Below are 13,203 nucleotides of genomic sequence, written 5' to 3'. Positions count from 1 at the left end.
GTGCTGCTGAGATCACTGAACCCCCTTGCTGTTGCCCGCGGTGACGACCTCGACGACGCCGCGACGATCGGTGACACGGTGCTCTCGCGGAGTGCCATTCTCGGTGCCGCGACCTCGGTCGCGGAACGAGTGGCGCAGGCCGACCGGGTTGCCGTATTGGCAACTCCCACAGCAAAAACGATCCTCGCCGTCGTCGGTGCATTGATTGCCGGCGTCACCGTTGTGCCGGTACCGCCGGACTCGGGCAGGGCTGAGCGGGAGCACATTCTGCGTGACTCCGGAGCTCAGGCGTGGCTCGGTGAAACGGACGAGCACTGCGACACTCTGCCGGTAGTCCCCGTCCGGTTGCATGCGCGCTCATGGCACAGCTATCCCGAACCGGCTCCTCAGTCCACAGCGTTCGTCCTGTACACCTCGGGAACCACCGGCCCACCGAAGGGTGTTCTGCTCAGTCGCTCGGCCATCGCAGCCGGGATCGACGCGCTCGCCGAGGCCTGGGACTGGACGTGGCGAGACACCCTCGTGCACGGGCTTCCGCTCTTCCACGTGCACGGGCTGATCCTCGGAATCCTCGGTCCGCTCCGGATCGGCAGCCGAGTGATCCATACCGTCAAGCCGACGCCGGAAAACTACGCACGAGCCAAAGGCTCCCTCTACTTCGGTGTCCCCACCGTCTGGTCGCGTATCGCCGAAGACGAAGAGGCGGCCCGTGCGTTGTCCGGCGCTCGGCTGCTGGTCTCCGGCAGTGCGCCGCTTCCCGTCCCAGTCTTCGAAAAGTTGCGTGAGCGAACAGGATTGACCCCAATCGAGCGTTACGGCATGAGCGAGACGATGCTGACGCTAAGTACACGATTCGACGGCGAGCGACGCCCGGGTTGGGTCGGAGTGCCACTGCGCGGTGTCGAGACTCGTCTTCGTGACGAAAGAGGCAACGACGTTCCACACGACGGCGAGAGCATCGGCGGCCTGCAGGTACGTGGGCCGATGCTTTTCGACGGTTACTTGAACCGTCCAGACGCAACCGCCGAGTCCTGGACGGAGGACGGCTACTTCAAGACCGGCGATGTCGCCGTCATCGACGAGGGTGGGTTCCACCGAATCGTCGGCCGCGAATCCATCGACTTGATCAAAACCGGCGGATTCAGAGTCGGCGCCGGCGAGATCGAGACTGCCATCCTCGGGCACCCCTCGGTGTCCGAAGTTGCGGTGATCGGTGTCCCCGACGCGGATCTGGGGCAGCGGATCATCGCCGTCGTCGTCCGCAAGCCAGGCAGTCCCGAGGTCACCGAAGCCGAATTGGTCGAGTTGGTCGGGGCAGAGTTGTCGGCGCACAAGCGTCCCCGCGAAGTTCGTTTTGCCGAGACTCTGCCGCGTAACGCGATGGGTAAGGTCCAGAAGCGCGACCTCTGGTGAGCGGAACCGATTGCTGAAAAGTCGCTCCGGCGCTCGAGTCTTGGTGAGTTCGGCCCGCCTGTCCCGGAATGTGGGCCCGCCAGTTCGTCGATGATTCAGCGCTAGTTGGAAATTCTGTGTTCTTGGCTACACTACCGCCCGGTAGGGATAGCTCCAGTCGCACGCATGCCGTCGGTATGCCTGAGTGCGAGTGGCCTCGGAAGGGCAGATTTCATGGCGGGCGGACGGCATTCGAGTCCTGACAGCGGGCGGTCGATCGGGTTCTACGCAGTGGGTGGGTTGGTTGCCGTCGCGGTAGTCGCCACCGGGGTGGTGGTCTTCAAGGCAACACAGTCCGATTCCTGCGAGAGCGTCGACGAGTACTCGCTGGCAGCAGATCCTGCGATCGCGCCTGCAGTAACGGAGATCCTCGCAGAAGCGTCGCCGGAGCAGACGGGCTGTTCGCGGATAACGGTCACCTCTGCGCTGCCCGGCGACGTCGCGGGAACTTTGGGCAAGGGTGTGGACGCGCCGGACATGTGGATACCGGATTCGACAGCGTGGGTCGGCAAAGCGTCATTGACGGCCAAGGGACCGGTCGCTGCGGCCGGCGGTTCGATCGCGACCTCACCTGTCGTTCTCGCCTCCGGCGGTGGCGAGCAGTTTGCCAGTTGGCTCACAGCGCTACAGGTTCCTGACCTCGCGCTGGGCAATCCATTGTTCACCGGGGTTGCATCGGCGCCCATTCTCGGAGCTCTTGCGGAGACCGGGGCCACCTCCGAATCGGTTCGAGCGGCACTCGTACCCCATGCCCAAGCCGAAAGTGTACGTACCGAAGATCAGCCGGTAGGACAGAAGATGCTCACCGAATTGGTCAGCTCAGGCAAGGTTGGTGTTTCGACCGAGCAGCAGGTGGTCGAGTTCACGAAGGCAGAGTCGAGGATTTCCGCGACCGTGCCGGCGACTGGAACCATGATCATGGACTACCCACTGGTGGTCAGTGCGTCGGCACCGGACCGGCACTACGCCGCAGCCAAGAAGAGTGACGCCATTGCCGAGCTGTTGCACAGTGAATCTGCCCAGGAAGTACTGGCACGCAGCGGTTTCCGTACTTCCGGCGGTGGAACCGTCGAAGGTGGAGTTGGTGACGTCACGGCATTGACTGTCTCCGAACAGTCGGTGGCCGATCAGACACTGGGTGCTTGGGCGTTGATGGCCAAGCCGATCCGAACACTCGTCGCGATCGACGTGTCTGCATCGATGGACTATCCGGCGGCAGGTGGCAAGACGCGCATGCAGTTGACCACTGCTGCTGCTCTCGCCGGCAATCAAGTCTTCCCGGACAGCGTCGCTGCCGGTCTGTGGGCCTTCTCCCAAGGTATGAACGGAACCCAGGACTTCCAGGAATTAGTGCCGATCAGGCGCTACGACACCATCGTCGACGGCGTGACTCAACGAAAGTTGATGGCTGATCAAGCGAACCGGCTCACCGAACTCAAGCGTGGTGCCACAGGTTTGTACGACACGACGCTGGCTGCCTTCCGGAAAGTCCAGGAATCGTACGATCCGCGAGCGGTCAACAGCGTCATCATCTTGACCGACGGTGCAAACGAAGATCCCGACAGCATCAGCCGTGAACAGCTGCTCGATGTTCTTGCACGCGAGCAGGATCCGGCGCGTCCGGTCATCATCGTCACCATCGGCATCACCGATGACGCCGACGCTGCAGCGCTCGCCGATATCTCCCGCGTGACGGGCGGGTCGACCTATATCGCACGCGACCCCTCGGAGATTTCCGAGGTGTTCGTGAATGCACTGGCTCACCGAGGATCATGAGCCCCACCGAAGAACTCAGGCCGCGCCGGGACCGGTCCAGGGTGTCGGAAGTGGCGGAGCCTCAGACGAATATCGGTGCCCGGTAGGCGTCGTCGTGGTGAAGGTGTGCCGGTTACCCGGCACAGGGTCGGCAGACCAGTCCGAGCCCTGTTTCGCGTAATTGCATGCCGCGCACAACCCGGCACCGTTCGCTGCGCTGGTGAGTCCACCCCTCGAGTGGTCGCGAATGTGGTCACGGTGGCGAACCGGCGCGTCGCACCACGGAGTACGGCAGCTGCGATCCCGGAGTTCGATCAGTCGTGCCAACCCCTTCGGGAAGGTTCTCGCCGTGGATTCCATTGCGGTCAACGCGCCGGTGTCGGGGCGTGCGTAGAGTTTTCGGACCGTCGCCATTGTTTCGGAGTCTTCGCTGCACTTGGCGATCCATTCGCGTGCAATATCGGCTGGTACAGGCCCGTACCCATGAACGTGCGCCGGGTCGGAATTGTCGCCCAACAATGACTGGTCGGAGACAACCAGATTCACGGTGACGGGTGTCGGTGTGGCGCGACCGATTCCGGTAACCCGCTCGACCAGGAGATCAGCCATGATTTGCGCTCGTGTGCGCTTGTCCCCGCCGGCAAGTACGGAATCTGCGTCGCGCCTGAGCGTGGCGTGCACGGCGATACCTTCGGCTGCGGGAAGCAGCACATTGAGCCAGCACATCGTGTCGGGTGCAGGCCGTGACGTTACTCGTCTGTCTCCCACAGCTTTGCGTGCTCGTCTGGCAACACTGTCGGAGTCAATTTCGGCAGTGCGTGCGCGGATTCTTTCTGTCAGTTGGTGGTTGCCCCATCCGTCCAAGATTGCAGCGTCGCAGCAGAACTCGCGATCCAATGTAGCGCGATCCTGGACTGTGAGACACGCAGTCTCACGCATGAGAATTGTCGCTTGATGCTCACTGATGGAGCCACGGACGAGTAGTCGACGTGTGTGCGGCATCTCGTCGTTCAGTGCGCGGGCCAAGCTCAGATGTTGAGTTCCGAACCATGCCGACTCTCGCCGTGCGAGGGCAATCTGCGCGTTGATTCCACGGCCCTGGTATGCGCGCGGAACTCCCCGTTCGCCGCGGTCCTTGCGGGTGAACGCGTCGAGATCGGCAGCCAGTAGTGCCTGGGCCCCAGCACAACTGGCCTTCAACTCTTCCAACGCGCGCAGAAGATCCACACGTGCTGCGTTGTCGATGGAACGATCCATGCTGACGAGTGACGCTCGGAATTGTCCGATTGTCTCTTCGGATATCGTCTGTTTGGATATCGCCTGTTCAGATACTTGCGTCGTCACTTTTACCCCCCGGTAGTGTCGAACATACATTCGATAATAGCCTCGACAATGAACGCCCGCAACATCTTTCTCTCTTGGTGACCGAAAGTTCCGACAGTTCGGTTTTCGTGGTTGACTGGTCAGTATGATCGAGCTGAGGGGATTGACCAAGGTTTACGGACCGACGAAAGCGGTGGACGATTTGTCGTTCACGGTCAAGCCGGGCATCGTGACGGGCTTTCTGGGCCCGAACGGTGCGGGTAAGTCGACGACGACGAAGTCTCGGGTGGACGAGGTGCTCGGGTTGGTCGGGTTGTCCGAGGTGGCGGGCAAGAAGGCCGGCGGGTTCTCGTTGGGTATGTCGCAGCGTCTCGGGTTGGCGGGTGCGTTGTTGGGTGATCCGAAGGTGTTGTTGTTCGACGAGCCGGTCAACGGTCTCGATCCGGAGGGCATCGTCTGGATTCGTAAGTTCATGCAGCGGTTGGCGGCCGAGGGTCGCACGGTGCTGGTGTCGAGTCACCTTCTCTCGGAGATGGCGTTGACGGCGGAGCAGTTGGTGGTGATCGGTCGGGGTCGGTTGATCTCGGATTCGACGGTGGCGGAGTTCGTGGATCGTTCGTCGGAGTCGACGGTGCGGGTGCGTAGCCCACAGCTCGATGCGTTGCGCAGTGTGCTGCTCTCGCAGGGGTTGACGGTGCGTGAGGACGGTTCCGGTGTTGCGCCGGCGTTGGTGGTCGTTGATTCGACGACCGATGTGATCGGTGGTCTGGCTGGTTCACAGGGAATCGTGTTGTACGAGTTGGCGTCCCAGCAGGGATCGCTCGAGGACGCGTTCATGAAGTTGACCGGAGACGACGTCCAGTACCACGCATCCGGTGTCGATCCGGGTGCCGGAGCCCACCACGCAAACACACAGCAGGCTATGGGAGGTGCACTGTAATGGCTGTTCTCAGTGCTGAACGTATCAAGATCACCACGACCAAGTCCCCGCTGTGGTGCACGGTCATCATCATCGTGCTCGCTCTCGGCTTCGCGGCCATCATGGGCGCCGTTGCCAAGTCGGCTCTGACATCCTCGGACGTCCAGGGAGCACCTGACCTCGACACCGCCGTCGCCACGGCCGGGATCTCGGGTTTCGGGATCATGGTTCTCATGATCATGGCGGCCCTCGCGGTCACCAGTGAGTACCGCTTCGGGACAATCCGAACCACATTCCAGGCAGTTCCCAACCGTGCCTCGGTTCTGATCGCCAAAGCCGGCCTCATCGGTGCCTTCGGCGCGGTGCTGACCTTTGCCCTCGCCTTCGGGTCATATGCGGTGGCCAAGGCCATGGCCGGTACCGACGCCAGCACGGGGCTGACCCTGTCGACTGGTGACGACTGGCGTGCGATCTACGGCATCCCGATCTACGCGTTCCTGTGCGTGATCCTCGCTGTCGGCGTGGGATCGATCATCCGCCAGTCGGCCGGCGCTATTGCGTTGCTCCTGCTCTGGCCGCTGCTCATCGAGAGCCTGTTCGGACTGTTCGGCAGTGTTGGTGAAAAGATCACCCCGTTCCTGCCGTTCGCGAATGCAAACCACTTCCTCAGCCCGGGCGGCGGAAGCCTTGATTTCCACTGGGGTCCCTGGGGCAGCCTGATCTACTTCGCGGTCTTCGTTCTGGTGATTTTCGGAGCAAGTATTGTCATCGTGAATCGTCGCGACGCCTGATCTTGTCGCTCCCTCGGTAGGTGTTGTCGGGAGACCTACCGAGAACGAGGAGTGACAGCAGAGTAGGGACCCAGTACGAAAAACCATTCGTACTGGGTCCCTTTCCTGTGCTTCGGCCGATATCCTCCGAAGATGAGACTCTTCGGTGTGGTTGTGGTCGCAATGGCTGGAGCACTCGTGGTGGGTGGGTGCTCGTCGGGAAGTCAAGCAGCCGTCCCGACAGACCCGGTGGCATTCTCCGAGACCGTCACGGTCGACGCCGTGACCGGGCATCTGGAGCAACTCGAAAAGATCGCCGGTAACAACGACGGCAATCGATCGGCCGGAACCCCCGGCTACGACGCCAGCGTCGACTACGTGGCAAACCTCCTCGAAGACAAGGGTTTCGACGTCACTACCCCGGAATTCGACTTCAGCTCCTTCGATCCCGGCACCGAATCCCTGAAAGCTGCTGACGGCTCCGATGTTCCGGTGCGAGCGTTGACGTATTCCACGTCCACGGGACCGACCGGAATCACGGCACGCCTGGTGGCGATTCCCGCCGACGAGACACCAGGGTGCGAGGCCACCGATTACGACGGACGCGACGTGAACGGTGCCATCGTGCTGGTCACCCGCGGAGTGTGCCCGTTCGGCGACAAGCAGAAGATCGCCGCGGACCGCGGCGCGGCAGCGTTGTTGGTTGCCAACAACGAGGACGCAATGCTGGGCGGGGCTACCTTGGGTGAACCCGAAGACGCCCGAATCCCGACCGGCGGCGTGAGCAAGGCGTCGGGCGAGGCTCTTGCCGCAGCGCCCGGAGATCTCACGCTGATTCTCGACACCTCGACGGAAACGACGAAGTCGCGCAACGTGATTGCGCAGACCAAGACCGGCGCGACCGACAATGTGGTCGTCGTGGGCGCCCACCTCGACAGCGTGCCGGAAGGCCCCGGAATCAACGACAACGGAAGCGGCACCGCAGCCGTGCTGGAAACCGCGCTGCAGATGGGAAGCTCACCGAGCATCGAGAATGCCGTGCGCTTCGCGTTCTGGGGAGCGGAAGAAGTGGGGTTGGTCGGCTCCACCCGCTATGTGGAAGGTCTGAGCGATCAGGAACGGGCCGACATCGCCCTGTACCTGAACTTCGACATGCTCGGTTCGCCCAATGCCGGATACCTGGCCTACGACGGCGACAACTCGGATGCCGTAGGGGAGGGGCCGGGTCCCGAGGGTTCGGCGGGCATCGAGCGCACCTTCGTCGACTTTCTCGCCGGTCGGGGGATTGCGGCGGACGGAACGGACTTCGACGGACGCTCCGACTACGGCCCCTTCATCGAGATCGGAATCCCTGCGGGCGGTGTGTTCAGCGGCGCGGACGAGCGCAAGACACCGGCTCAGGCCGAGAAGTGGGGCGGCGAAGCGGAGGAGACCTTCGACCCGAATTACCACAGTGCCCAGGACAACCTCGCGAACATCGATCGCGACGCGCTCGCTGCCAACGCTTCTGCAGTAGCCTTCGGAGTTGCGACGTATGCCCAGGATTTGAGTGGGCCGAACGGGGTTCCCGTCGGAGATGCCCGAACACAGGCGAGAACCGAATGATCGACTGACCGAATGATCGACTGGCGAGCGACCAGGAGGCCACTGTGCGAGAACCGCGGCAGCACACTGTCTGTAACTCTGAGTTACGCTTGAGTTATGGCTGATCTGTCCCCGGAGGACACCGACACGGCAGGTGCTTCTTCCTCCTCCGTTCGAGGCGTCGTCGACGTCGTCTTGAACTCTGCGGCAGAACTGAACCGTCGGCAGCAACTCATCGACGCGCTACGACGGCTGAGGCGGGCACTACCCGGTGATCCGGGATTCGGAGATCCGCTCTCGCTCGCCGGCCCCGGCGGTGCCCGCGCCGTGGCCCGCGTCGCTGACAGATTGCTCGATCAGAAGCCGGCAGCCACTCGCGAAGTGAGTCTCGGAGCACTGCAGGTATGGCAGGCAGCGCTGGAAAAGATGGGCCGCGGGCGCGGTGATCAAGAATTGACCATCGTCTTCACCGATTTGGTGGGCTTCTCCACCTGGTCGCTCGAAGCCGGTGACGGCGCCACGCTGACGCTCCTGCGTGCGGTGGCGCAGGCCGTGGAAACCCCGATCACCGACAACGGCGGACACGTCGTCAAACGGATGGGTGACGGTCTGATGGCCGTGTTCATTCGCCCGGACGCGGCCCTGAAGGCGGTGTTCACCGCGCAGGACGCGCTCGCGGAAGTCGACCTCGACGGATACACCCCACGCATGCGCGTCGGCCTCCACACCGGTACCCCGCGCCAGATCGGCGACGACTGGCTCGGCGTCGACGTGACCATCGCCGCCCGGATGATGGGCTTGGGCGGCGACGGCAACATCATGATGTCGGCGACAACGCTCGAGGAACTCGAGGCCGGCACCCTCGAGGATCTCGATCTCACGATCCGTCCGTGGCGGCGCGGGTTCTTCGCGACCACACCCAACGGGGTCCCCGTCGATTTGGGTATCTGGCGCGTACGCCGGAACTAGCGCACTAAACCTGAAGCCGCCAGAGCGGGGACACCGGACCATGGCCCGCGCCGAGGTCGTACGACGCCTCGAGGCACTTGGTCACCCACTCCTTGCCGAACGCCACCGCGTCCGGAACGGAATAGCCATGTGCGAGAGCGCAAGTGATCGCAGCGGCCAGCGTGTCTCCGCCGCCGTGATCGTTGCCGGTGTCGATCCGGGCACTGCTGAATTCGAGGAAACGGTCGCCGTCGAACAGCAGGTCGGTCGACAGCTCCGAGGTACGAAGGTGGCCGCCCTTGACGATGGACCATTGAGCGCCGAGCGCATGCAGCGCTTCTGCTGCTTGGCGGGCGCTCTTGTCGTCGACGACCTCGATGCCGGTGATCAACCGGATCTCGTCGAGGTTCGGAGTGACTACCGTGGCAGCCGGAATCAAGGTGTTGCGGACCGCGTCGAGAGCTTCTTCGTGCAGCAGTGGATCACCGTGCATCGACGCGCATACCGGGTCGACCACGAGCGGGATCGGTCGGTCGCGGCCGATTCCCACCTCGGCGGCGACTGCGGCTACCGCTTCGATGATCGTCGTCGACGCCAGCATTCCTGTCTTCGCCGCACCGACGCCGATGTCCGAGACCACGACGCGCACCTGGTCGGCGACGATCTCCGGCGGAATCTCGTGGAATCCGCTGACTCCCACCGAATTCTGGACCGTCACAGCGGCGACGGCCACGCAGGCGTGAACTCCACACATCGCCATCGTGCGGGAATCGGCTTGAATACCGGCTCCACCGCCGGAATCGGTTCCGGCGATGGTCAATGCCCGAATCGGGGTCTGTCCGGCGGGGGTCAGGGGCAGCAGCTTCACGACGACGAGCCTACCGATCGGACCTGGGGAAACAGCATCTCGGCCCCGCCCCTCGCGCAAACGACCTCGCGAACTGCGATTGCGATCCGGTCGATTCCGGTGCAAAAATTGGTCGAATCCGGGACAGCGTCGTCGGTAGCTGATTCTATGAGTGGCATGGATCACAGTTATGGAGAGCGTGCGAGCGCAGCTGTCGCCGATCGCGCAGGTGCACATCGTGCCGTGGAGGTCGCCGCAATGAACGACACCGAACACTCGAAGGCCGGAACCTCACCGGAAGTCACGCTCGTGGACAACCCGTCGCACGAACGATTCGAACTGCTCTCCGGCGACGAGCTGGTCGGCATCCTCGGATACCGCGACGAGGACGAGATCCTGGGCAGCGGAGCCGAAGCCGGCGACGTGGTCGCCTATATGCACACCGTCGTCAAGGAAGAGTACGGCGGGCAGGGGCTGGCAGCCGTACTCGTACAGTTCGCGATGGACTGTGCCCGTGAACGTGAATGGTCGGTACGGCCCGTGTGCACCTACGTTCAGCGGTACCTCGGCGAGCATCCCGAGTACCTGGAATTGCTCGTCGAGGACTAGCCGCCGGCAACTACGAACAGACGATCAGGCTCCGAGATTCACGATCACCGGAGCGTGATCGCTGGCGCCCTTGCCTTTTCGCTCGTTTCGATCGATCTCGGCTGCTTCGACGCGGGCTGCGAATGCCGGTGAGCCGAGGATGAAGTCGATTCGCATGCCCTGCTTCTTCGGGAAGCGAAGCTGCGTGTAGTCCCAGTACGTGTACACGCCAGGGCCGGGGGTGTACGGGCGAACGACGTCCGCGAACCCGGACTCGGTGAACGCCGTGAACGCTGCTCGCTCCGGCTCGGACGTGTGGGTCTTGCCTTCGAAGAACGCGGGATCCCAGACGTCGTCGTCCGTGGGAGCGACGTTCCAGTCGCCGACCAGGGCGATCTGCGCATCGGGATCCTGCTTGAGCCAGCCCTCCGCGTCGTCGCGCAGCTTGGCCAGCCAATCCAACTTGTAAGCGTAATGCGGGTCTTCCAGCTCGCGGCCGTTAGGGACGTACAGGCTCCACACCCGCACACCGCCGCAGGTGGCACCGATCGCACGTGCCTCGCGGACCGGGTCGGCCTCGGGATCCTTGTCGAACCCGGGCTGATCCTCGAAGCCGATCTGCACGTCGTCCAGGCCGACGCGCGAAGCGATGGCGACACCGTTCCACTGGCTCAAACCGACGTGGGCGACCTCGTAGCCGATTTCCTTGAAGCGCTCGTACGGAAACTGCTCGTCCTTGCACTTGGTTTCCTGCATTGCCAGGACGTCGACGTCGGATCTACCGAGCCAGTCGATGATCCGGTCGGTACGGGCACGGACGGAGTTGACGTTCCAAGTAGCGATGCGCACGAGAGCAAGCCTAGCGTCAGCCGCCGACAGGATCGGTGGCGTATCGGTAGCGGTGGTGTTCGACGAATCCGAGCCGCTCGTAGAGCGCGATCGCCGCGGAGTTCTCGACCGAAACCTGGAGGTAGGCGTGCGTCGCACCGTTCCCGCGACCCCAGGAGAGCAGATCTCCGCAGATCAGCGACCCGATTCCGTGGCGTCGGTGTTCGGGGGCGACGTGAATGCCGGTGAGTCCGACCCAGCGCTTGTGGTCGGGCGCCTCGGTGAGTGCAGCGCGCCCGATGGCAAGCGTCGTATCGGTGTTTCCGATCGCGCCGAAAGTTGCACTGCCCACGACAGCAGTGAGGACCGCCTCGACGTGCGCCGGGTCGCCATGGGCGTCGTACGTCGACAGCCAGTTTTTGTCAGGGCGATCGGCGAACGAGGTGACCGGAGGACCGAGCGGCAGGGTGACATTGCCCAGATCGGCGGCCATCACGATGGTTTCCTTCTCACTGGTCCACCCGTCCGGGGAGGTGCCGAGGCGATCGGGGAGGAGCAGCAGGGTCGGCAGGCCGCGGTCACCGAACCACTGGCGTATCCGTTCGACAGTGCTCGCGTCGAAGCCGGCAACCGTCCCCGCACCACCGAGCGGCAAAGCCGAATTGGCGCGGCCGGTGAAACCGTGACCGGCGCGTAGCAACCAACCGTCGATCCACGCCTGTTCGACGCCCGGCCATGCCGCCGCGGCCGCCGTTTCGAGGTTTCGAATCTCACCGATGCGAATCGGGCGGGCCGAGAGAGTCTTGAGTGCGATCACCTGATCGGCGGAGACCTGGACCAGCCGACCGTCGCCGGCGCGGACGGCGATGGGATCGGCACCTTCGAGGATGCCGATGACGTCGGTCATGGGATGCGAATAGCCGGGTGGGAGCTTGTATCGCAAAACCACCCGGCTACCGATCGAAATGTTGCCGTTCAGAGCAGAATTCTCAGTCTTCGTAATCGTCGTCGTCGTGACCGAACGGATCGTCGACAGTGCCCGGCGTCCAGGTCAGACCGGGCTTGCCCCAACCGGAACGCTTGATGATCTTCTTGGCGGCGCGTGCATTACGGCCGATCAGCACGTCCGTGTACAGGAACCCGTCGAGATGGCCCGTCTCGTGCTGGAGCATCCGCGCGAAGAATCCGGTGCCCTCGACCTCGATCGGGTTGCCGTCGGCGTCGGTGCCGGTGACCTTCGCCCAATCGGCGCGGCCCGTCGGGAACTGCTCGCCGGGAACGGAAAGGCAACCCTCGAAGTCTTCGTCCGGGTCAGGCATCGTCTGCGGGATTTCGGAGGTCTCGAGTACCGGGTTCACCACGACGCCGCGTCGACGCTCGCTGGTGCGGTCGTCACCGGGGCAGTCGTAGACGAAGACTCGGAGGGGAACACCGACCTGATTTGCCGCCAGACCGACGCCGTTGGCAGCGTCCATCGTCTCGTACATGTCTGCGATCAGTTCGGCGATCTCGGCCGGGGACTGAGTGACCGGCTCTGTCGCCTTGTGCAGTACCGGGTCGCCGACGATTCGGATGGGGAGGATAGCCATGCGGACAAGGATAGTGCGGCGCGCCCGCGTAGTTATCACGGCCCGCACACTCGATCATGGTTCAATGGTTGCTGAAGAACAGCGATGTAATTCGTTGCTCGGTCGGAACGTGGGCCGCGGGGGAAATTGTGAGTTACCTTCGGGGTCAGGGGACCGGGTAGCTCACGGCCGCGAGAATATCGGTCGGAAAAGAACACCGGGCATACGAGTCTCGCTGACGCCGAGCACAGCAGTCGAGGAGTGACATGGACGGCGCAACCGCGCGTAGTCGGAACCAGTCCGAAGGCACTGGCGCCGACGATTCGGTAGTAGATACAGCTGGCATGCACGAGGTCGGCGAAGACGGCCTCACCCGCCGCGAACACGACATCCTCTCCTTCGAGCGCCAGTGGTGGAAGTACGCCGGCGCGAAGGAAGAAGCCATCAAGGAGTTGTTCGACATGTCGGCAACCCGCTACTACCAGGTTCTCAATGCGTTGGTCGATCGCCCCGAATCCTTGGCGGCTGATCCCATGCTGGTCAAGCGCCTGCGTCGTCTGCGTGCCAGCCGTCAGAAGGCCAGGGCCGCCCGTCGCCTCGGCTTCGAGGTCACCTGAATCA

General features: G+C 63.3%; 13 protein-coding genes. 8 read left to right on the top strand and 5 right to left on the bottom strand.

The genetic code is table 11. The annotated features are described in order from the left end of the window. Together I7X09_RS06455 and I7X09_RS06450 are read left to right on the top strand one after the other, a co-directional pair. Entirely contained in the window at nucleotides 1–1,413 is a 1,413-nt protein-coding gene (locus tag I7X09_RS06455) for an acyl-CoA synthetase (RefSeq protein WP_200317693.1), read from the top strand. 213 nt (nucleotides 1,414–1,626) lie between these two features. Continuing rightward, entirely contained in the window at nucleotides 1,627–3,228 is a 1,602-nt protein-coding gene (locus tag I7X09_RS06450) for a substrate-binding and VWA domain-containing protein (protein ID WP_200316076.1), read from the top strand. Between the two features lie 15 nt (nucleotides 3,229–3,243). Here I7X09_RS06450 and I7X09_RS06445 read toward each other — a convergent pair whose 3' ends face one another. Further along, entirely contained in the window at nucleotides 3,244–4,464 is a 1,221-nt protein-coding gene (locus I7X09_RS06445) for an HNH endonuclease signature motif containing protein (protein ID WP_234036815.1), read from the bottom strand. 211 nt (nucleotides 4,465–4,675) lie between these two features. Here I7X09_RS06445 and I7X09_RS06440 point away from each other — a divergent pair, with 211 nt between their 5' ends. The 4 genes from I7X09_RS06440 (at nucleotide 4,676) to I7X09_RS06425 (ending at nucleotide 8,772) form a co-directional block, all read left to right on the top strand. Further along, nucleotides 4,676–5,470: an ABC transporter ATP-binding protein gene (locus I7X09_RS06440; RefSeq protein WP_200316072.1), complete on the top strand. Its 795-nt coding sequence runs from the start codon at nucleotides 4,676–4,678 to the stop codon at nucleotides 5,468–5,470. Then, nucleotides 5,470–6,240 (top strand): ABC transporter permease, encoded by a 771-nt coding sequence (locus I7X09_RS06435; protein ID WP_124567863.1) that lies wholly within the window; start codon nucleotides 5,470–5,472, stop codon nucleotides 6,238–6,240. The genes I7X09_RS06440 and I7X09_RS06435 overlap by 1 nt, the downstream gene beginning before the upstream one ends. A 132-nt stretch (nucleotides 6,241–6,372) precedes the next feature. Next, entirely contained in the window at nucleotides 6,373–7,824 is a 1,452-nt protein-coding gene (locus I7X09_RS06430; protein WP_200316061.1) for a M20/M25/M40 family metallo-hydrolase, read from the top strand. Between the two features lie 96 nt (nucleotides 7,825–7,920). Continuing rightward, complete coding sequence (locus tag I7X09_RS06425; protein ID WP_124567864.1) at nucleotides 7,921–8,772, top strand: adenylate/guanylate cyclase domain-containing protein; 852 nt, start codon at nucleotides 7,921–7,923, stop codon at nucleotides 8,770–8,772. Nucleotides 8,773–8,776: 4 nt separating this feature from the next. Here the strand turns inward: I7X09_RS06425 and thiD are convergent, their stop codons facing one another. Then, complete coding sequence (gene thiD, locus I7X09_RS06420) at nucleotides 8,777–9,619, bottom strand: bifunctional hydroxymethylpyrimidine kinase/phosphomethylpyrimidine kinase (protein WP_200316059.1); 843 nt, start codon at nucleotides 9,617–9,619, stop codon at nucleotides 8,777–8,779. Between the two features lie 156 nt (nucleotides 9,620–9,775). On the opposite strand from thiD, the gene I7X09_RS06415 reads away from it, so the two are divergent. Continuing rightward, a complete protein-coding gene (locus I7X09_RS06415) occupies nucleotides 9,776–10,207 on the top strand; it encodes a GNAT family N-acetyltransferase (RefSeq protein WP_234036814.1) in 432 nt (143 codons plus the stop codon). A 24-nt stretch (nucleotides 10,208–10,231) separates the two neighbouring features. Here the strand turns inward: I7X09_RS06415 and I7X09_RS06410 are convergent, their stop codons facing one another. The 3 genes from I7X09_RS06410 to I7X09_RS06400 are packed head-to-tail and all read right to left on the bottom strand — an operon-like array spanning nucleotide 10,232 to nucleotide 12,603. Next, entirely contained in the window at nucleotides 10,232–11,035 is an 804-nt protein-coding gene (locus I7X09_RS06410; protein WP_095970462.1) for an exodeoxyribonuclease III, read from the bottom strand. A 16-nt stretch (nucleotides 11,036–11,051) separates the two neighbouring features. Continuing rightward, nucleotides 11,052–11,993 carry an N-acetylglutamate synthase, CG3035 family gene (locus tag I7X09_RS06405; RefSeq protein WP_442800593.1) on the bottom strand — a complete coding sequence of 314 codons (942 nt, stop codon included), beginning with the start codon at nucleotides 11,991–11,993 and terminating at the stop codon, nucleotides 11,052–11,054. A gap of 10 nt (nucleotides 11,994–12,003) precedes the next feature. Beyond that, nucleotides 12,004–12,603 (bottom strand): peptide deformylase, encoded by a 600-nt coding sequence (locus I7X09_RS06400; RefSeq protein WP_050655096.1) that lies wholly within the window; start codon nucleotides 12,601–12,603, stop codon nucleotides 12,004–12,006. Nucleotides 12,604–12,848: 245 nt separating this feature from the next. On the opposite strand from I7X09_RS06400, the gene I7X09_RS06395 reads away from it, so the two are divergent. Beyond that, nucleotides 12,849–13,199: a DUF3263 domain-containing protein gene (locus I7X09_RS06395; RefSeq protein WP_007730120.1), complete on the top strand. Its 351-nt coding sequence runs from the start codon at nucleotides 12,849–12,851 to the stop codon at nucleotides 13,197–13,199. Nucleotides 13,200–13,203: the final 4 nt, after the last annotated feature.

Source organism: Rhodococcus sp. P-2, assembly GCF_016598535.1.
Lineage (GTDB): Bacteria > Actinomycetota > Actinomycetes > Mycobacteriales > Mycobacteriaceae > Rhodococcus_F > Rhodococcus_F baikonurensis.
The sequence above is the reverse complement of the archived record's forward strand: the minus strand, read 5'-3'. Positions and strand labels throughout refer to the sequence as shown.

What these genes read in the sequence shown, in the direction of transcription:
- I7X09_RS06450 (WP_200316076.1), top strand. Translation starts at nt 1,627, where the DNA reads ATGGCGGGCGGACGGCATTCGAGTCCTGACAGCGGGCGGTCGATCGGG.
- I7X09_RS06445 (WP_234036815.1), bottom strand. Translation starts at nt 4,464, where the DNA reads ATGGATCGTTCCATCGACAACGCAGCACGTGTGGATCTTCTGCGCGCG.
- I7X09_RS06440 (WP_200316072.1), top strand. Translation starts at nt 4,676, where the DNA reads ATGATCGAGCTGAGGGGATTGACCAAGGTTTACGGACCGACGAAAGCG.
- I7X09_RS06435 (WP_124567863.1), top strand. Translation starts at nt 5,470, where the DNA reads ATGGCTGTTCTCAGTGCTGAACGTATCAAGATCACCACGACCAAGTCC.
- I7X09_RS06430 (WP_200316061.1), top strand. Translation starts at nt 6,373, where the DNA reads ATGAGACTCTTCGGTGTGGTTGTGGTCGCAATGGCTGGAGCACTCGTG.
- I7X09_RS06425 (WP_124567864.1), top strand. Translation starts at nt 7,921, where the DNA reads ATGGCTGATCTGTCCCCGGAGGACACCGACACGGCAGGTGCTTCTTCC.
- I7X09_RS06415 (WP_234036814.1), top strand. Translation starts at nt 9,776, where the DNA reads ATGGATCACAGTTATGGAGAGCGTGCGAGCGCAGCTGTCGCCGATCGC.
- I7X09_RS06400 (WP_050655096.1), bottom strand. Translation starts at nt 12,603, where the DNA reads ATGGCTATCCTCCCCATCCGAATCGTCGGCGACCCGGTACTGCACAAG.
- I7X09_RS06395 (WP_007730120.1), top strand. Translation starts at nt 12,849, where the DNA reads ATGGACGGCGCAACCGCGCGTAGTCGGAACCAGTCCGAAGGCACTGGC.